Origin of the sequence: Burkholderia sp. HI4860 (assembly GCF_002223045.2) — a bacterium.
In the GTDB taxonomy this organism is placed as follows: Bacteria; Pseudomonadota; Gammaproteobacteria; order Burkholderiales; family Burkholderiaceae; genus Burkholderia.
The window spans coordinates 806,876-825,783 of sequence record NZ_NKFO02000005.1 but is presented as its reverse complement, the minus strand read 5'-3'; the positions used below and the strand labels follow the sequence as shown (position 1 = coordinate 825,783).

General features: G+C 68.3%; 15 protein-coding genes. 4 read left to right on the top strand and 11 right to left on the bottom strand.

Translation table 11 applies throughout. The features are described from left to right. Window positions 1-12: 12 nt before the first annotated feature. Together CFB34_RS37785 and CFB34_RS37780 are read right to left on the bottom strand one after the other, a co-directional pair. Entirely contained in the window at window positions 13-795 is a 783-nt protein-coding gene (locus CFB34_RS37785; protein ID WP_089444029.1) for a substrate-binding domain-containing protein, read from the bottom strand. 61 nt (window positions 796-856) lie between these two features. Next, on the bottom strand, window positions 857-2,152 hold the full coding sequence (locus tag CFB34_RS37780) for an MFS transporter (protein ID WP_089443888.1): 1,296 nt from the start codon (window positions 2,150-2,152) through the stop codon (window positions 857-859). Between the two features lie 359 nt (window positions 2,153-2,511). Here CFB34_RS37780 and CFB34_RS37775 point away from each other — a divergent pair, with 359 nt between their 5' ends. From CFB34_RS37775 to CFB34_RS37765, 3 genes are all read left to right on the top strand, one after another. Beyond that, entirely contained in the window at window positions 2,512-4,032 is a 1,521-nt protein-coding gene (locus CFB34_RS37775) for a sensor domain-containing diguanylate cyclase (protein WP_089443887.1), read from the top strand. 147 nt (window positions 4,033-4,179) lie between these two features. After that, window positions 4,180-5,766, top strand: a complete 1,587-nt coding sequence (locus CFB34_RS37770) for a methyl-accepting chemotaxis protein (RefSeq protein WP_089443886.1) — start codon at window positions 4,180-4,182, stop codon at window positions 5,764-5,766. Between the two features lie 185 nt (window positions 5,767-5,951). Continuing rightward, complete coding sequence (locus CFB34_RS37765) at window positions 5,952-7,913, top strand: phosphatase PAP2 family protein (protein ID WP_089443885.1); 1,962 nt, start codon at window positions 5,952-5,954, stop codon at window positions 7,911-7,913. A gap of 177 nt (window positions 7,914-8,090) precedes the next feature. Here CFB34_RS37765 and CFB34_RS37760 read toward each other — a convergent pair whose 3' ends face one another. Genes CFB34_RS37760 through CFB34_RS37720 form a run of 9 tightly spaced genes read right to left on the bottom strand, consistent with a single transcriptional unit; the run spans window position 8,091 to window position 17,671 of the window. Continuing rightward, window positions 8,091-8,372: a hypothetical protein gene (locus CFB34_RS37760; protein ID WP_089443884.1), complete on the bottom strand. Its 282-nt coding sequence runs from the start codon at window positions 8,370-8,372 to the stop codon at window positions 8,091-8,093. Between the two features lie 55 nt (window positions 8,373-8,427). Further along, a complete protein-coding gene (locus CFB34_RS37755; RefSeq protein ID WP_089443883.1) occupies window positions 8,428-9,951 on the bottom strand; it encodes an altronate dehydratase family protein in 1,524 nt (507 codons plus the stop codon). Further along, a complete protein-coding gene (locus tag CFB34_RS37750; RefSeq protein WP_089444028.1) occupies window positions 9,948-11,129 on the bottom strand; it encodes a D-mannonate oxidoreductase in 1,182 nt (393 codons plus the stop codon). The genes CFB34_RS37755 and CFB34_RS37750 overlap by 4 nt, the downstream gene beginning before the upstream one ends. A 34-nt stretch (window positions 11,130-11,163) precedes the next feature. Further along, window positions 11,164-12,174, bottom strand: a complete 1,011-nt coding sequence (locus CFB34_RS37745; protein ID WP_089443882.1) for a zinc-binding alcohol dehydrogenase family protein — start codon at window positions 12,172-12,174, stop codon at window positions 11,164-11,166. A 22-nt stretch (window positions 12,175-12,196) separates the two neighbouring features. Then, window positions 12,197-13,072, bottom strand: coding sequence for an amidohydrolase family protein (locus tag CFB34_RS37740; RefSeq protein WP_089444027.1), 876 nt, complete (start codon window positions 13,070-13,072; stop codon window positions 12,197-12,199). Continuing rightward, window positions 13,069-14,085, bottom strand: a complete 1,017-nt coding sequence (locus tag CFB34_RS37735) for an aldo/keto reductase (protein ID WP_089443881.1) — start codon at window positions 14,083-14,085, stop codon at window positions 13,069-13,071. The genes CFB34_RS37740 and CFB34_RS37735 overlap by 4 nt, the downstream gene beginning before the upstream one ends. Before the next feature lie 27 nt (window positions 14,086-14,112). Beyond that, window positions 14,113-15,060 (bottom strand): ABC transporter substrate-binding protein, encoded by a 948-nt coding sequence (locus CFB34_RS37730; RefSeq protein WP_011549866.1) that lies wholly within the window; start codon window positions 15,058-15,060, stop codon window positions 14,113-14,115. Between the two features lie 42 nt (window positions 15,061-15,102). Beyond that, a complete protein-coding gene (locus tag CFB34_RS37725) occupies window positions 15,103-16,134 on the bottom strand; it encodes an ABC transporter permease (protein ID WP_046546495.1) in 1,032 nt (343 codons plus the stop codon). Then, complete coding sequence (locus CFB34_RS37720) at window positions 16,127-17,671, bottom strand: sugar ABC transporter ATP-binding protein (RefSeq protein WP_089443880.1); 1,545 nt, start codon at window positions 17,669-17,671, stop codon at window positions 16,127-16,129. Before CFB34_RS37720 ends, CFB34_RS37725 begins: the two co-directional genes overlap by 8 nt. Before the next feature lie 233 nt (window positions 17,672-17,904). Here CFB34_RS37720 and CFB34_RS37715 point away from each other — a divergent pair, with 233 nt between their 5' ends. Beyond that, window positions 17,905-18,606, top strand: coding sequence for a FadR/GntR family transcriptional regulator (locus tag CFB34_RS37715; RefSeq protein ID WP_089443879.1), 702 nt, complete (start codon window positions 17,905-17,907; stop codon window positions 18,604-18,606). The last annotated feature ends 302 nt before the right edge of the window (window positions 18,607-18,908 follow it).

The following is an 18,908-nucleotide window of genomic DNA, read 5'->3' as shown; positions in this document are numbered from 1 at the left end:
CGTCGATCAGCCTCAATGAGCGGGGACGGAATCCAGCCCGGTCGATTTCACGTCGGTCTGCACGTCGGGCGACGCAAGATAGTCGAGCAGTGCCTTCGCTTCAGCCGGATGCTGCGCGCCGACGGGGATGCCGGCCGCGAAGCGCGTGACCGACTGCAGCGATTCGGGAATCTTGCCGACGAAGGTCGCCCCCTTGACCGGCAGCAGCTCGCTCACCTGCTGGAAGCCGATCTCGTAGTCGCCGTTCGCGACGACCGATGCCACCGGAATGCGCGGAATCATCTTCGCCTTCGACTTCACCTGGTCCTCGATGCCGAGTTTTTTGAACAGCTCGCGCTCGATGTAGACGCCGCTCGCGCTGTCCGAATACGCGATCGACTTCGCTTGCAGCAGCGCCTGCTTGAGACCTTCGGCGGAACCGACGTCGGGTTTCGCCGAGCCGTCGCGCACGACCACGCCGATGCGCGAGTCGGCCAGCTCGACGCGCGAGCCGGGGATCACCTTGCCCTGCTTGATCAGGTCGTCCAGCGCATAGCCGACCATGATGACGGCGTCGGCCGGCTCGCCGCGCGCGAGCCGGTTCGGAATCGCCTCGGGCGACTTGCCCATCGACGGGCCGAGCGCGGTATCGAGCGTGTTACCCGTCGTGGCGGCAAACCGGGGGCCGAGCAGCTTGTAGGCGGCGGTGAAGCCGCCCGAGCTCATCACGTGCAGTTCGGCGGCCTGCACGTTGGCGGCCACTGCCGTGGCCAGGACGAGCGCGGCCGCGCAAAATTTCGGAAGCAGGTTTCTCATGATCATGGTCGTGGTCGTGCGGATTCGTCTGGGTTGGCAAGCATTCCGGATGGCCCGGGCCTCAATGCGCGGGCGTCAGCGTCGCCGTGTGGCGACGATAGAGCGCGAACGTCGCCAGCAGCGCGCACACCGCGGCGAAGCTCATCCAGTAGCCCGGTGCGGCCTTGTCGCCCGTCGCGTGAATGAGCGCGGTCGAAATGGCCGGCGTGAAGCCGCCGAACACGGCCGTCGCGAGGCTGTACGCGAGCGAGAAGCCCGCGACGCGCACCTGCACCGGCATCACTTCCGTGAGCGCGACGACCATCGCCCCGTTATAGATCCCGTACATGAACGAGAGCCACAGGAGGACGAGCAGCATGTTGACGAACGACGGCGCGTGCGCGAGCAACGACAGCGCCGGGTAGGCGGTCACGACGGTAAGCACCGTCATGCCGACCAGCAGCGGCCGGCGGCCGATCCGGTCGGACAGCGCGCCGCCGATCGGCAGCCACACGAAGTTCGACACGCCGACGCAGAGCGTCACGAGCAGGCTGTCGGCGGTGCTCAGGTGCAGCACGGTCTTGCCGAAGGTCGGCGCGTAGACCGTGATCAGATAGAAGCTCGTGGTGGTCATCGCGACCAGCATCATGCCGGCCACCACGACGCCCCAGTTCTGCACCAGCGTCCCGAACACTTCCTTCATGCCCGGGCGATGCTTGCGCGCCTTGAACTCCTGGGTTTCCTCCAGGTTACGGCGCAGCATGAAGATGAACGGCACGATCATGCAGCCGACGAAGAACGGCACGCGCCATCCCCATGCGGCGATGGCCGACGCGCTCAGCCATTGATTGAGCGCAAAGCCCAGGCCCGCCGCGACGACGATCGCGACCTGCTGGCTGGCGGATTGCCAGCTCGTGAAGAAGCCCTTACGGCCGGGCGTCGCCAGTTCGGCGAGATACACCGAGACGCCGCCCAGTTCCGCGCCGGCGGAGAAGCCCTGCAGCAGCCGCCCGAGCAGCACGAGCGCGGGCGCCAGCAGGCCGATCGTCGCGTAGCCCGGCACGAACGCGATCAGGACGGTGCCGCTCGCCATGATGGACAGCGTGACGATCAGGCCCTTGCGGCGGCCGACGTCGTCGATATACGCGCCCAGCACGATGGCGCCCAACGGCCGCATCAGGAAGCCGGCGCCGAACACGGCGAAGGTCATCATCAGCGACGCGAACTCGCTTTGCGCGGGAAAGAAAACGTTGGCGATCTGCGTGGCGTAGAAGCCGAACAGGAAGAAGTCGAACTGCTCGAGAAAATTCCCGGCGGTGACGCGGAAAACCGCAGCGGCCTTCGAACGGGCGTTCGGAAGGCTGGACGAGGGGTGCATCGGGTGTCTCCTGAAAATCCGGAAATATGCGGGAGGGGTGGATCGATTGTCGTTTTCCGGCATGTTCGCTCGTCGCCGGGCAAACGATAAGTGCAATTTTTGGAAGGATTGATGTCGATGGGTTATCAATCGACGTGCCGGCGGCGCGTGTCGCCGCCCCTCGTTCCGCGCGCGGCGAACGCACTATCCTCCGCTTTGCAGGACCGGCCACGCGGGCTCGCACACGTTTGCGCTCCCGTGCGCGACTGCCCGCGCCCACTGGCGGCCCTGCCGGCCTCGATTTTCTGTTAACCGTGCCGTTAACCCGGATTTGACCCGCGCCGGAACCGTCGCAACCGGCTTCCCCTACGAGCACGAGCATGCCCGCAACCACCTCGATCGAGAAAATCGCCGACTGGGCCGGACGCAACCATCTTGTCGTCGGCGCATTGGGCACGTTGATGTCGCTGGCGGCGCTCGGGATCAGCGCGGCGACCCTGTGGGTCGGGCGCAGCGAAGTGATCGAGCACGCGCACGAGACGTCGCGCAACGTCGCCGCCGTGCTGGTGAGCCAGATCGCGCGCACCGTCGAAACGTCGAACAACGCGCTGGTCGCGCTCGCGTCCGATCTCGGCAAGCCCGCGGTGCGGCGCATGGATGCCGGGCTGCGGCACGACCTGCTGTTCGAGCGCACCGCCGCGCAATACGTGACCGGCATGGGCGTGACCGACCGGCACGGCCAGTTGATCGACGGCTGCTGCGGCACGACCCATCGTTGGGACTTCAGCGATCGCGACTACTTCAAGGTCCATCGCGATGCCGACAACGTCGGCCTCTACGTGTCCGAGGCGTATCGCGCACGCTCGCGCGACGGCAAGGAATCGATCGCGCTGTCGCGGCGGATCGAACGGCCGGACCATACGTTCAACGGCATCGCGGTGGTCGCCATCGACATCGCCTATTTCGAGCAGCTCCTGTCCGGGCTCGATGTCGGGCCGAACGGGGTCAGCGCGATCCTGCGCGCGGACGGTGCGATCCTCGCGAGAAATCCGTCGTTGAACGACAACCAGATGAACCACCTGCGTCGCTCGAAAGCGTTCGACCGGATGGTGCACAGCGAATCGGGCTTCTACCCCGCGCGTTCGATCATCGACGGCACCAAGCGGCTGTATACGTACCAGCGGGTGCCGGGCACGCCGCTGATCGCCGTCGTCGCGCCGGCCGAGCGCGACGTGCTGGCGAGCATCACGCGCCTGTCGTGGACGGTCGGCGTGTCCGCCACCGTGATCAGCGCATTCTTCTGCGCGGTGGTCTGGCTGCTCGCGTTTGCGCTGCGGGACAACCTGCGCAAGCAGACGCTGCTCACGGATCTCACGCGGACCGATCCGCTGACGGGCTTATGCAACCGCCGCGCGCTCGATATCGCGCTCGCCGACGAATGGGAACGGCTGCAGCGCGGCAGCAACGGCAGCCTGTCGATCCTGTTCATCGATGCCGACCACTTCAAGCAGTACAACGACCGGCACGGGCATGCGGAAGGCGACACGGCGCTGCGCTTTCTCGCCGAATGCATCCGCACCCACACGCGACGGCGCGGCGATCTGGCCGCGCGCTACGGCGGCGAGGAGTTCGTCGCGGTGCTGCCGGATACCGACGAAAGCGGGGCCGCGCAGGTCGCGGAGGCGATTCGCCGCGAAGTCGAACGCAACCGGCTCGACGGCTTCGCGGAAACCGTGCCGGCGTTCACCGTCAGCATCGGCTGCGCGACCGGCCATCGCGCACGCCCCCCGTCCGTGCACGCGCTGTCGCATCAGGCGGACATGGCGCTTTATCGTGCGAAGCGCGAAGGCCGCAACCGGGTTTGTTGCGCGGAAGCGGAGCAACACGCTCGCGTGGCTTGACCTGATCGGCCACGGATCGTGGCCTGCATCTTTTTCTCGGCAGCGGCCCCTACGCAAACGATTGCGTCGGACAACAGTCCTAAATTGTTCATGTACCAATCCGATAATAAGGAACGCTACTTGATATCAATGAAACTGGACCCCCACATGAATAATCGACGATTAACGGTTCGCACGAAGCTGACCCTGGCGTTCAGTCTCCTGACGTGCATGGTGCTGCTCGTCTCCATTCTCGGCATCGTATCGCTCGGCAATGCGAACGCGGCATTCGACCATTACGTCAACGGCACCAACGCCCGTGCCATCCTGGCGGACAAGGTTCGCGTCGCGGTCGACCGGCGTGCGATCGCCGCCCGCAACCAGGTGCTGGCGACCGCGCCGCGCGATGCGGACATCGAGAAGGACGCGGCGCTGCAGGCCGACCACGACGTCGGCGCGCTGCTGGGCGAACTGACGAATGCAGTACGCGAGGGGAGCGGCGCGACCGACCAGGCCCGCGAACTGGTCCGGCAAATCGGCGCGGTCGAGGCGCAGTACGGCCCCGTGGCGCGCGCCATCGTCGACGCGGCGGCGAACAACCGCCGCGATCAGGCGATCACGATGATCAACGAACAGTGTCGGCCGCTGCTGGCCAGGCTCGTCGCCGCCACCGACGCCTATGCGACGTTCGCCCGCGTGCAAGGCGAGCAACTGGTGAGGGAATCGGCCGACCGCTATGCATCACAACGACTGATGCTGATCGTCATGTGTATCACGGCGGCAGCCGCCGCCGCGATCCTGGGCGTGTTCATCACCCGCGGCCTGCTGCGCGCGCTGGGCACCGAGCCTGCCGTGCTCAGCGAGATCGCCGGCCATATCGCCGCCGGCGACCTCGGCGCCGAATCCACGACCGGCGCCGCGCCGGCCGGCAGCGTCCTGGCCTCGATGCGCGACATGCAGGCGAACCTGATCCGCCTGATCTCGGAGGTCCGTACCGCATCCAGCAACGTCGCGACGGGCGCCGGCGAAATCGCGTCCGGCAACCAGGACCTGTCGTCCCGCACGGAACAGCAGGCCGCCTCGTTGCAGGAGACCGCATCGAGCATGGAGCAGCTGACGTCCACCGTGCGCCTGAACGCCGACAATGCGCAGCAGGCGAGCGGGCTGGCCAACAACGCATCGGAAGTCGCCCAGCGCGGCAGCACGGCAGTCGGTCTGATGGTCGACACGATGACGGACATCAGCGCCGGCTCCGCCAAGATCGCCGAGATCACCGCGATCATCGAAGGGATCGCCTTCCAGACCAACATCCTCGCGCTCAACGCGGCCGTGGAGGCCGCCCGCGCCGGCGAGCAGGGCCGCGGCTTTGCCGTGGTGGCCAGCGAAGTCCGCAGTCTCGCGCAGCGCTCGTCGAGCGCCGCGAAGGAAATTCGCGAGCTGATCTCGGAATCGGTCCGGAAAGTCCAGGACGGCTCGCATATCGCGAACAACGCGGGCGAGACGATGACCCAGGTCACGCATGCGATTGCGCGCGTGACCGACATCATGGGCGAGATCGCGGCCGCGTCGAACGAGCAGAGCCGCGGCATCGAGCAAGTGAATCTGGCCATTACGCAAATGGATGAAGTCACCCAGCAGAACGCGGCGCTCGTCGAACAGGCCGCCGCCGCATCGAAGTCGCTCGAGGAACAGGGTGGCCGGCTTGCCGAGGCGGTATCGCTGTTCCGGCTCGACACGCGGGCGGCCGGCGCCTAGCCTCCCACCGCGCGCGTGCCCGCGATGGACGCATCGAATCCCGCGCCCGACATGCTCAGCACCCGAAATTAACCAGATAGTGGGAATTCGCGCGCATTGCATCCGACGCGAAACAAATCCGTAACGGCCGCGTAACGATCGCTCACCACAATCCTCCATCTTCGACCATCAGGATGGAGTCTTGCATGTTTGCGTCACGAAGCCGTTTCCCGCTGCACGTCGCAGCCTTGTCGAGTGCGATCGTGCTGGCTGCGTGCGGCGGCGGCGATGATGTCACGTCGACCAGCACCCTGGCGGCGGCCGTTCCCGCGCCGCCCGCCGACCCCGGCTTCGTCGACAGCGCGCCGATCCCGAGCGCGCCCGCGTTCGTCGACAACGTCGCGACCAACCAGCGCGGCGATGCACGCTATGCGACGCTGTCGACCAACGCCGCGGTGCGCGTGTTGAGCCGCTTCCTCGATCTCTGGCAACCGGCGACGATGCTGGTCGATGCGGGCGTGAGCGCGCCGGCAAACGGCGCGTTCCCGGCCATCTCGCCGTCGACCTGCTCCGGGTTGCCGAACAGCGGCGTGTCGTGCGGCACGATCCTGAACGATGCGGTGCTATCGGCCAACGTGCAGTACGTGGTCAACGCGACAACCGCCCGCACGTCGCAGCAGGCCGATGCCGCGTACTACGACGACCGGCGCGGCAAGGGTTACAGCGTGACCGACGGCATGGGCCCGCTCACCGCCGCGTGGCGCACCGCGGCGCAGCAGACGACCAGCATCACCAGCGTGCCCGCCGATGCGACGACCGTGCTGTACAACGACTCGGGCAACAACGTCGGCGTCGGCAGCAGCAGCGGCAACGCCAGCTTCGGGAAGGTCGTCGACCTGCTCAACGAAATGGGCAACAACGCGTCGACCGAACCGTCGAAGCGCTTCTTCAAATATGCGCGCCCGTACCGCTGGAGCACGAGCGTGATCGTCGCGCCGACGCTCGTGCCGGCCGAAAGCACGACGCCCGCGACCGACGGCGGTTTCATCAGCGGCCACACGGCCGAGGCTGTGCGCGACGCGACGACGATGGCGTGGCTCGTGCCGGAACGCTTCCAGGAAATGCTCAGCCGCGGCCTCGAACTGGGCGAGAACCGGATCCTCGCCGGCATGCATTCGCCGCTCGACGTGATCGGCGGCCGCATGCTCGCGCTGGCCGTCAGCGCGGCGAACCTGACCGCGTACGCCAATGACGCGCAGGCCGCGTACACGCAAGCCCATCAGACGCTGCAGCAACTGACGGGGACGAGCGCCACGACGTTCTCCGCCTTTGCCCACTCCGGCACGACGGCCACCGACCGGTTCGCCGACTACACGACGAACAAGGCCGCGTTCCTGCGCCGCATGACGTTCGGCTTCGGCGCGATCGAATCGACGGACGCGCCGCCGGTCGTGCCGAAGGGTGCGGAGATCCTGCTGCAGACGCGCTTCCCGTACCTGAGCGCCGACCAGCGGCGCGTCGTGCTGAAGACGACCGAAGTGCCGTCCGGCTATCCGGTCATGGACGATGCGGAAGGCTGGGGCCGCCTGAACCTGTTCGCGGCCGCCGACGGCTACGGCGCGTTCAACGGCAACGTGATCGTGTCGATGGATGCGTCGCAGGGCGGGCTCAATGCGGCCGACCTGTGGCGCAACGACGTCGCGGGCGCCGGCAAGCTGACGCTGCAAGGCAGCGGCACGCTGACGCTGGCGGGCAACAACCGCTACACGGGCGGCACGCAGGTGAGCGGCGGCACGCTCGCGGCCGCGTCGACGACGGCGTTCGGTAACGGCGACGTGTACGTCGGCTCGGGCGGCGGCGTGAAGATCGCGGCCAATGCACCGGTGACGATCGCGACCCGCTATACGCAGCTCGACAACACGACGCTCGAACTCGACATCGACGGCAACGGCGGCGGACGCCTGCGCGTGGGCGGCACGCTCACCGTCACGGGCGGCACGCTGCACGTGAAATTCGTGAACGGCTACACGCCGAAGGCCGGCGACACCATCGCGCTGATCGACGGCGCGGCGGCCGCCGCGAAGTTCTCGACGGTGACGGTCGACGGGTTCAAGGCCACGCCGGTTTATACCGCGACGGGCGTGTCGGTCACGCTGTCGGCGACGTAGCCGGCAGCGGGCATCGATCCTGGCAGCGAGGCCGCTCGAGGGCGGCTTGGGCTTGGGCTTGGGCTTGGGCTTGGGCTTGGGCTTGGGCTTGGGCTTGGGCTTGGGCTTCGGCTTCGGCTTCGGCTTCGGCGTTGGCGTTGGCGTTGGCGTTGGCTTGGACTTGGGCCTGGGCCGGGCTCACGCAAAGCGCGCAGGCGCCGCCGTGCCGGCTTCGCCCGACGGGCAAGACCGCGTACCGAAGCGCCGCTGCAGCTCGATGATCGTCGGCAGGTTGAAGTCGTGGACATCCGGGGTGGCGCCGCCCTGTCGCCGGTTCACCTCCACACACAGTTCCAGCGCCCGCGCCCGCGTCTCGGCAAGCAAGCGCAGCGCCTCGCCGAGCAAGCCCTTCTCCAGTTCCGACAGCTGATCGCCGCGGCCGGCTTCGCCGGTCGCCGGCTTGCGCATGATGGTTTCCATCGCAACGTCTCCTTCCCAGTCCGATTGCGCGGGCGGCCGTACACCGCGTCGCGCGTCACATGACCGCGCCGCGCAGCCAGGGCACGAATTCGCGGTCGCCGATGCCGTTCTCCTCGCTGCGCGACGGCCGCCCGGACGCGACGTCGAGCATCAGCCGGAACAGCCGCTCGCCCGCTTCGCCGACCGAGAGCGCGCCGGCGACGATCCCGCCGCTGTCGAAATCCATGTCCGATTGCATCCGCTCGAACAGGCCGGTCGTCGTCGCGATCTTGATCGTCGGCACCGGCTTCGAGCCGAACACCGAACCGCGGCCCGTCGTGAAGCACACGAGATTCGCGCCGCCGGCGATCTGCCCGGTGGCCGACACCGGGTCGTAACCGGGCGTATCCATGAACACGAGCCCGGCTTGCCTTACCGGCTCCGCATAGTCGTAGACCGCTCGCAGCGGCGAGCGGCCGCCCTTCGACACCGCGCCGAGCGACTTCTCGAGAATCGTCGTGATGCCGCCGGCGAGATTGCCGGGCGACGGGTTGTTGTTCATCTCGCCGCCGTTGTCGGCAACGTAGCGCGCCCACCACTGCAACCGGCCGAGCAGACGCTCGGCCACGTCGCGCGACGCCGCCCGCGCGATCAGCAGATGCTCGGCGCCGTAGATCTCGGGGGTCTCGGAAAGAATCGCGGTGCCGCCGTTGCGGACCAGCAGATCGACGGCCGCGCCGAGCGCCGGGTTCGCGGTGATGCCCGAGTAGCCGTCGGACCCGCCGCATTGCAGGCCGACCGTCAGCCGCGAGGCCGGCACGGCGCTGCGACGCGCGCCGTCGGCCGCCTCCACCAGTTCGCGCACGATCGACACGCCTTTGGCCACGGTGTCGCGCACGCCGCCCTCGTCCTGGATCACCAGCGTGCGCACGGTGCCGGGCGCCGCCGCGTCGAGCCGTTGCGCGAGCGCGCCGACCTGGTTGACCTCGCAGCCGAGGCCGACGAGCAGCACGCCGGCGAAATTCGGGTTGCGTGCATAGCCGACGAGCGTGCGCCGCAGCAGCTCGATGCCGTCCCCGGTCGCCGACATGCCGCAGCCGCTCTGATGGGTGATCGCGACGACGCCGTCGACGTGATCGAACGCATCGAGCGCGCCGTGCCGGTACGCATCGGCGATCGCATGACACACGCTCGCCGAACAGTTGACGCTGGCGATCACGCCGACGTAGTTGCGAGTCCCCACACTGCCGTCGGGCCGCACGAAGCCGTCGAAGGTATCGCGGCGATCCGTCTCGACCTCATGCGCGTCGTCGGCAGGCCCGCCGTCGTGCGTATGCTCCTCCGGCATCCCGACGTTGTGCACGTGCACGTGCTCGCCCGCGGCGATGTCGCGCAGCGCGACGCCGATCGGCTGCCCGCATTTGACGATCGCGCTGCCGCGCGCGATCGGCGCGGTGGCGACCTTGTGGCCGGCCGGTATCGCATCTGCCGGTCGCAGCGGTGCGCCGCGCACGTCGATCGGCACGTCGGGCGCCAGCGCATCGAGCGCGACGGCGACGTTGTCGTTGCCGTGAAGGATCACGATTGCCGGTTGCTTCACGATGCCTTTCTCCCTGTCATTGCGATGCCGGCCGCCGGAGCGCCGGCCGCCGGTTCATGGCGGGCGACGAGTTGCCGCAACCGCGGTTGTTCGGCCGGCAACGCGAGCGAATCCGCGAGTGCGAGCAGCGGCGCGATCCGCCGCGCGACCTTCTCGCGATGGTTGACCGCGATATCGGCGATGCGATGCGCGAGAAACGGATTGAGCAAGCGCTCGCGCACGCTGTCGACGTAGCGTTCGGCCGTTTCGCGCAAGCCGAGCGCCACGAATACCGGCGCGACTTCATCGCGCCACACGGCCTCGAGCCCGTCGCGCAGCCGCGCATCGTTCATCGCGTCCAGCACCGTTTGCCCTGCATCGCGCCCGGCCGCGAGCCACTGCTCCGCGAGCCAGCTGTGCCCGAGATTGAGGAAGAACAGCTTCAGGCGCTCGTGGCTGCGCAAATCGTCGGTGACGACGATCTGCGCGTGCCGGCACGGCAGGGCCATGCCCGCACGCCGTTCGATCGCCCAAAGCGCGTAGGGCTCCGCGATCGCGCCGACCGGATGCAGCGGCTCGGACACGATGCGGTCGACGAGCGAGTTGACCCATGTGCAGCGGTGGCCCAGATAGTCGGCGAACGCGTCGGGCAGCCGCCACTGGCGCGCGAGGCCCAGCACGATGTCGCGCAGCGTGTCGCCGTTGTTCGTCACCAGTTCGCACGGCAGGATCGACACGCCGTCATCGGGCCGCACCTGCCAGCGCGCATGCAGCAGCGCGAGCAGCTTCGCCGGAAAGCCGTGCGGTGCATGTTCCGGGTGATCCAGCAGGTCCGCGGCGTCGCGCGGATCGGCGCGATAGCCTGCGTCGCCGGTGTTCGACACGATGACGCGCACCGTCTCGATCGCGGCGCCGCGTATATCCGCCCAGTCGCGCTCGGCGTCCCACGCGCGCTGCACGGCGCGGCATTCGACGACTTCGTCGACCACGCCGCCGCGCTCGCGCCCGCGAATCCGCACCGGATAGCGGCCGGTGGCGCGCAACGCGTCGATGCGGGCGCGGCTGGCCGGATTGCCGGTCGTCTGCACGATGCCGATGCCGCCGATCGCCTCCTCCGCGTCCAGCGCCTCGGAGACGAACAGGTCGACGTGCGCGAGCAGGAAGCGGCTCGTGCCGAACTGCAGGATCGGCGGCGTCACCATGTCGTGCGCTCCGCGTGCCGGATTCGACGGATCAGCATTCGACGAGCGCCTTCACGACGGTCTGCCCGGCATCCAGCAGACGCGGCAGCGCGTCCGGCACCTCGTCGAGCCGCATCCGGTGCGTGTTCAGCGCGCGATCGGGAATGCGCCCCGCGCGCATCGCATCGAGCACCGTCGCGAAATCCTCGGCCGTCGCATTGCGGCTCGCGAGCAGCGTGGTTTCCCGCTTGTGGAATTCGGGATCCGAAAACGCGACGTGCCCGCGCACGATTGAGATCAACGTGTATTTGCCGCCGTGCGCGACGAATTCGAACCCGCGATTCATCGCATCGAGATTGCCCGTCGCATCGAACACAGCATCGAAATACTCGCCGTTCGTCAACGACGCGAGATGCGCCGCGTCCCCTTCCCCCACCTCCACCGCCGCATCGACCGCCAGATGCTGGCGGCAGAACGCCAGCCGGTCGGCCCGCGTGTCGAGGCACGTGACGTCGGCGCCGCGCAGCTTCGCGAAGATCATCGCGGCCATGCCGATCGGCCCGGCGCCGACGACCAGCGCGCGCTGCCCGGCACGGATGTCCGCGCGGCGCACCGCATGCGCGCCGATCGCGAGAAACTCCAGCATCGCCGCCTGGTCGAGCGAAATGCCGTCGGCCTTGTGCACGAACTGCGCGGGCACGCTCAGGTATTCGGCGAGCGCGCCGTCGCGATGCACGCCGAGCACCTTGATGTTCACGCAGCAGTTCGTGTTGCCGTGACGGCAGGCGACGCAGTGTCCGCACGACAGATACGGCATCACGTACACCGCGTCGCCGGCGCCGAGCCCCGACTCCGGTTCCGCCTCGACGACGACCGCCGACAGCTCGTGGCCCATCACGCGCGGATAGTCGAGGTACGGCTGGTTGCCGGTGTAGATGTGCAGATCGGTGCCGCAGATGCCGACCCGTTGCACGCGCAACAGCACTTCGCCGCTGCCGCGCACGGGCAGCTCGCGCTGCTGCACGCGCAGCACGCCGGGGGATTCGCAAATCACGCTGAGCATGTCGGTTTCCTTTCGTTCGGGTTCATTCGTCGTGGCGTGCGGTGTCGATCCGGTAGAAGCGGCGCGCGTTGCCGCCGAACAGGCCGTCGAGCGCCGCGGCGCCGAGCGACTGCGCGACATCGTCCTCGCATGCGGCCAGCCATTCGTCGTAGCCGCCGCACGCCGACGCCAGCCGCAGCACCGGCCAGTCGCTGCCCCACATCAAGCGCGTCGGCCCGAACAGGTCGGCCAGCGCCTGGACATACGGCCGCGTGCGCGCGCGCACCGCATCCGGGCCGGCCGACGGCCCGGCCTCCGTCCAGAGGCCGGACAGCTTGCAATGCAGGTTCGGCAGGTGCGCGAGCCGGCGCATCGACGTGAGCCACGGCTGCATCTCGCCGCGCTCGATGAACGGCTTCGCGCCGTGATCGATCACGATCGGCAAATCCGGGTGGCGTCGCGCGAACGCATGCAGCGCATCGAGATGGCGCGGCATCACCAGCGCATCGAACCGCAGCCCGTGCTCGAGCATCGCGGCGACCGCGCGATCCAGCCGCGGATCGTCGATCCACGCGTCGTCGGGCAGATCCTGCAGCATCGGTCGCAAGCCGCGCGCCTTCGGCGCGGACGCAAACGCCGCGATCCGCGCGGGTGCGTCGTCGGCCTTCAGGTCGACCCAGCCGACCACCGCGCCGACGCTCGGCGTTTCAGCCGCGAGATCGAGCAGAAAGCGCGTGTCGGCTTCGCTCGGCAGCGACTGCACGAGAACGGTGGTATCGATACGCGCGGCGTCGAGCAGCGGCGCCAGATCGGCGGGGTCGAAATCCCGGTGAATCGCAGCGAGTTCGGCCGGCGGCCAGCAGCCGGCCCGCGCGCCGATGCGCCAGTAATGCTGATGGGCGTCGATCCGTGCGGTCATGCGCATGCTCCCGGCACCGGCGCGTGCGCGTCGATCAACCCTTCGTCGCGCAGCGCCTCCCACAGTTCGGCCGGCGCGGGGCGCTCGAACCAGGCGATGTTCTGCGCCAGCTGAGCCACGCTGCGCGCGCCGACCACGCACGACACGACGGCCGGATGGCCGAACGGAAACTGCAACGCCGCGGCGGGAAGCGGCACGTCGAAGCGGTTGCACAGCGCGCCGAGCCGCGTGGCCTTGTCGATCACGTCGGCGCTCGCGTCCGCATAGTTGAACTTGCCGTTGCCGGCGAGCAGGCCGGAATTGAACACGCCGCCGATCACGATCGCCGTCCCGTCACGGGCGCACGCGTCGAGCAGCGGCTCGAGCGCCGTCTGTTCGAGCAGCGTATAGCGGCCGGCCAGCAGCACCGCGTCGAGCGCCGCTTCGTTCAGCGCGTCGGCCGCGACTTCCCACTCGTTCACGCCGAGACCGAACGCGCCGATCTCGCCGCCCGAACGCAGCGCATCCAGCGCGCGAAACCCGCCGCCGCGCGTCAACTGATCCCAGTAGCGCGCGTGACGCTCGCCGTGCGTCATCGCGCCGATGTCGTGCACGTACAGCATGTCGATCCGTGCGAGCCCGAGCCGTTGCCGGCTGTCGTCGTGCGAGCGCATGATCCCGTCGTAGCTGTAGTCGTAGACGGGCCGGAACGGCAGCGGCTCGGCCCAGCCGTCGTCGCCCGGCCGCACGCTCGCGTCGGCCCGCATCAGCCGCCCGACCTTCGTGCTGAGCGTGAAGGCGCGGCGCTCGCGCGGGGCGAGCCCCGCCCCCACGCGCCGCTCGGACAGCGTGTAGCCGTAATACGGCGCGGTGTCGAAATAACGCAGGCCGGCCGCCCACGCGGCGTCGACGAGCGCGGCGGCATCGGCGGCCGACATCGGCCGATAAAGGCCGCCGAGCTGCGAGCAGCCGAGGCCGAGTGCGGACACCGTCAGTCCGCTGCGCGGCAAGGTGCGCGTATCGTGTGCGTTCATGAGGCGTGACTGGATGCGGGAAAGGGATCAGTACAGGACATTCTTCGCCGCCTGCGAATCGAGGTTCTGCTTGTCGACCATCACGACGCCGGTGTCGATCAGCTTCGGCGCGGGCTTGCGCTCGATCACGTCGAGCGCCGTGCGCACGCCCTGGTTCCCCATCTGCCAAGAGCCCTGCACGGCGATCGCCTGCACGGTGCCGTCGCGCACGAAGCCCTGCAGGTCCTCGTTGCCGTCGAACCCGATCGCCACCACCTTGCCCGCCTTGCCCGACTGCTTCAGCGCGCGGCCCATCCCGACCGCGGTCGGCTCGTTCGCGCCGAAGATGCCCTTCAGGTCCGGGTTCGCCGACAGCACGTCGGTCGTCTGGTTCAGCGCGGTCGCCATTTGCGATTGCGAGTAGTACGGGCCGACGACCTGCAGCTTCGAATGGCTCTCGATGTACTTGCGGAACCCGCCGACGCGGCTGACCTCGGACCCCGCGCCCGGCACGTACGACATGATCGCGATCTTGCCCGACTGCCCGACGCGGTCGATCAGCGCCTTCGCGCACAGCGCGCCCGCCTTCTCGTTGTCGGTCGACAGGAACGCCTGGTAGTACGGCTTGCCCGCGTCCGCGATCGCCGAATCGATCAGCACGACGGGAATGTGCGCTTCCCACGCCTTCTTGATCGCGGGCACCAGCGCATCGGGATCGGACGGCGCGAGCACGATGCCCGCCACGTGACGCGTGACCGCGTTGTCGACCATGTTGACCTGCCCGCTGATGTCGGACTCGGCCGCCGGGCCCTGGAACGTCATCGTGTAGCCCTTCGCGCCGTCGAGCGCCGCCTTCGCGCCTTTCTGCACGTTCTGCCAGTAGTTCGAGTTGACCGTCTTGACGATCACCGCGATCTCGCCGCCCGCCGCATACGCACCGCTGCTGCATACCGCGAACACGCACGCCGATGCCGCCAGCAGGATGGATTTGTTCATGTCTCGCTCCGCTTCTCGTTGGTAGGGACTGCTTGCTGCCGGTCAGGGCCGGCGATTGCGCAACTGGTCGATCCACACCGTGCCGAGGATCACGACGCCGATGATGATCTGCTGGATGAAGCTCGATACGCCGTTCATGTTCAGGCCGTTGCGCAGCACGCCGATCACGAACGCGCCGATCGCCGTGCCGGAGATCGTGCCGACGCCGCCCATCAGCGACGTGCCGCCGATCACCGAACTGGCGATCGCGTCGAGCTCGTACATCACGCCTTCGTTCGGCTGCCCGGTGACGAGCCGCGACATCAGCACGCAGCCGGTCACGCCCGCGAGCGCGCCCGAGAGCACGTAGGTGAACAGCTTCACGCCCTGCACGTTCACGCCCGACAGCCGGGCCGCTTCCGCGTTCGACCCGACCGCGTAGATGTGGCGGCCCAGTGACGTTCTCGACAGCAGCACGGACACCACGACGAACAGCACGACCATGATTACGACCGGATACGGAATGCCGGGAAAGGTCGTGTCGGGAAAGCCGTCCGCGCCGATGCGCGAGATCCGCAGCAGCGCGCCGTTGCCGAGCGCACCGAACGCGTCGCCGAGATCCGATACCGGCCGCGCGCCGGTGATCTGCAGCGCGATGCCGCGCGCGACGAGCATCATGCCGAGCGTCGCGATGAACGGCGGCAGGCCCATCTGCGTCACGCAGATGCCGTTGACGAGCCCGCACAGCGCGCCGACCAGGATGCCGGCCGCCATCGCGGCGGGCACCGGCACGCCGGCCTTGACCAGCAGCGCCGCGCACACGCCGGCCAGCGCGAGCACCGAGCCGACCGACAGGTCGATGCCGCCCGTGATGATCACGCAGGTGGCGGCCACGCCCAGATAGGCGATCGACGTGACCTGCAGGCCGACCGTCATCAGGTTGTCGACCGAGAAGAACGCCGCGCTCGTTATCGAGAACGCGAACACGAGCACGACGAGGCTGCCCAGTGCCGCGAACTTCTGGATCAGGTCGCGCCGCCGCTGTCGCGCCGCCCGTTCGTCGGCCTGGCTTCGATCGGATGTCATTTCAAGCATGGGAACGCCCCGACGCAAAGTGCATGATCTCCTCCTGACTGGTGTGTTTCGTGTCGAGCAATGCGGTCAGCCGACCTTCGTGAAAAACGGCGATCCGGTCGGTCATGCCGAGCAGCTCCGGCAATTCCGAACTGATCAGCACCACGCCGACGCCGTCGGCGGCGAGCCGGTCCATCAGCCCGTAGATCGCGAATTTCGCGCCGACGTCGATGCCGCGCGTCGGCTCGTCGAAGAACAGGATCTTCGAGCCGCGGTACAGCCATTTGCCGATGACGACCTTCTGCTGGTTGCCGCCGGACAGGTTGCGCACGCGCTGGTGCACCGACGGCGTGCGAATCGCGAGGTCCTGCACGTAGCGGCGCGCGACGGCGAGCTCGTCGTCAAAGCGCAGGAATCCGAAGCGTGACGCGATGCCGCGCACGTTCGCGAGCGTGAGGTTCGCCGCGACGGGCATCGGCAGCGCGAGCCCTTCCTTCTTGCGGTCCTCCGACAGATACGCGATGCCGTGCCGGATCGCCTCGCGCGGCGAGCGGATCGTCACGGGCCGCCCGTGCAGCGCGATCGTGCCGCCGTCGACGCGATCGGCGCCGAAGATCGCGCGAGCGATCTCGGTGCGCCCGGCGCCCATCAAGCCCGCGAAACCGAGGATCTCGCCGCGCCGCAGCGCGAACGACACCGGCCCGAACACGCCGTCGCGGCGCAGCTCGCGCACGTCGAGCAGCACCTCGTCGGTCGGCACCGATTGCCGTGACGGATAGGCGTCGTCGAGCGTGCGTCCGACCATGCGCGCGACGATGTCGTCAAGGCTCACGTCGGCGAACGCGTCCGTCGAGATGTGGCGCCCGTCGCGCAGCACCGTCACGCGATCGACGATCTGCGCCATTTCGTCGAGCCGGTGCGAGATATACAGGATCGCCACGCCGTCGGCGCGCAGCTCCTCGATGATGCGAAAGAGCTGCACCGTTTCCGCTTCCGTCAGCGACGACGTGGGCTCGTCCATGATCAGCACGCGCGCGTCGTGCGACAGCGCCTTCGCGATCTCGACCATCTGCTGCTGCGCGATCGACAGCACGCCGACCTTCGTCGTCGGGGCCACGTTCAGCCCGATGCGCGCGATGCAGCGCGCCGCATCCGCGTTCATGCGTTTCGTATCGACGAACGGGCCGCGCCGCGGCTCGCGCGCGAGGAACAGGTTCTCCGCCACGCTCAGGTGCGGGACGAGATTGAGTTCCTGGTGAATGATCGAGATGCCCGCCGCCTGCGCTTCGGATGCCGAACGAAATTGCACCGGCGCGCCGCGATAGTGAACGACGCCGTCGTCGGGCAGGTACTGGCCGCTGATGATCTTCATCAGCGTCGATTTGCCCGCGCCGTTTTCGCCGCACACCGCATGCACCTCGCCGCGGCGCAGGTCGAGGCGAATCCCGTCGAGCGCGAGGACGCCCGGAAAGCGCTTGCGAATCCCGTCCAGGCGCAGGATCTCCCGGTCCGCTGCGTCGTGCGCGGCCTGACCGGGCAGATTGCGAGGCATTGCCATTGCGTCTCCTTGGGGTGGATCGACCTCGGCACTCGCTGGTCAGTCCAATTCGGATGAATTACAGCAACCAAACCTGTTTTGGTCAAGCCAATTTAACTATTCCAATCTGATCTTACCAACAGTGAAAACCCGGACATCGGGATGAACCCGCCGCCACACGGGGCGATGCGGCAGGCGTGATAGACTCCGCGACACGCGCTTGCGCCCAAAGCGCATTGATCCCACTCCATCGGATGAAATCGACAGAACCCAAGCGGCTTTACCAATCGGTCGCAGCCCAGATCGTCGCGTTGATTCGCCAGGGCGAATTCGCGATCGGCGAGCGGCTGCCGCCGGAGCGTGAGCTGGCGCTGACGCTCGGCGTCTCGCGCCCGTCGCTTCGCGAGGCGCTGATCGCGCTGGAAATCGGCGGCCAGATCGAGATCCGCATGGGCTCCGGCGTGTACGTGCGCGACACGGCGGCCGACGCGGTCGGCCCGATCGCCACGCTCGGCGACAGTCCGTCGGAATTGATGCAGGCGCGCGCGGCGGTCGAAGGCAGCGTCGCCGCGCTGGCCGCGGCCCGGATGACGGCCGCGATGCTCGAGCGGCTGCGCCGCACGGTGCAGCGCATGAAGCGGCTGGCGGAGGCCGGCAAATCTCCCGTCGAAGCCGACCGGCAGTTCCACATGCTGATCGCGGAAGCGGCCGGCAACTCGGTGCTCACCCGCTTCGTCGGCGAACTGTTCGACAGCCGCCACGACCCGATCGCCACCGCGATGCGCGGCCACGCGGAGAATCCGCAGACGTGGACCGCCGCGGTGCGCGAGCACGAGGACGTGCTGCTCGCGCTGCAGGCCGGCGACCCGATCGCGGCCCAAACGGCGATCCGCGCGCACCTTCGCGCGTCGGAAGCGCGGTGGATCGAGGGTGGGCTGAAAGCCGATCCGGATTGACCCACGCACTTGCGCCGGCACGCTCGTCGTCGCACCACGACGCACGGCGCCACGGGATGAACGGTGCCGATCTCCATGAAATCCGCTGATGCGTGATTCGAGCCCGCGCGGCAACCCGCGCGGGCGTGACGTCGCTCGACGTCGGCCTGCCTGATCGAACCACGCAAGACGCGACGACCCGGACATTGCCGGTCGCCGCTTTCCGCTCGACGAAGAACCAGCGCTCCCTGGCGTCGCTAAAAGCGCGCTTCCGCGCGTTCCGCGACCGCCGCCGCACCGCCCGTCGTCCTGCCCCCACCCCG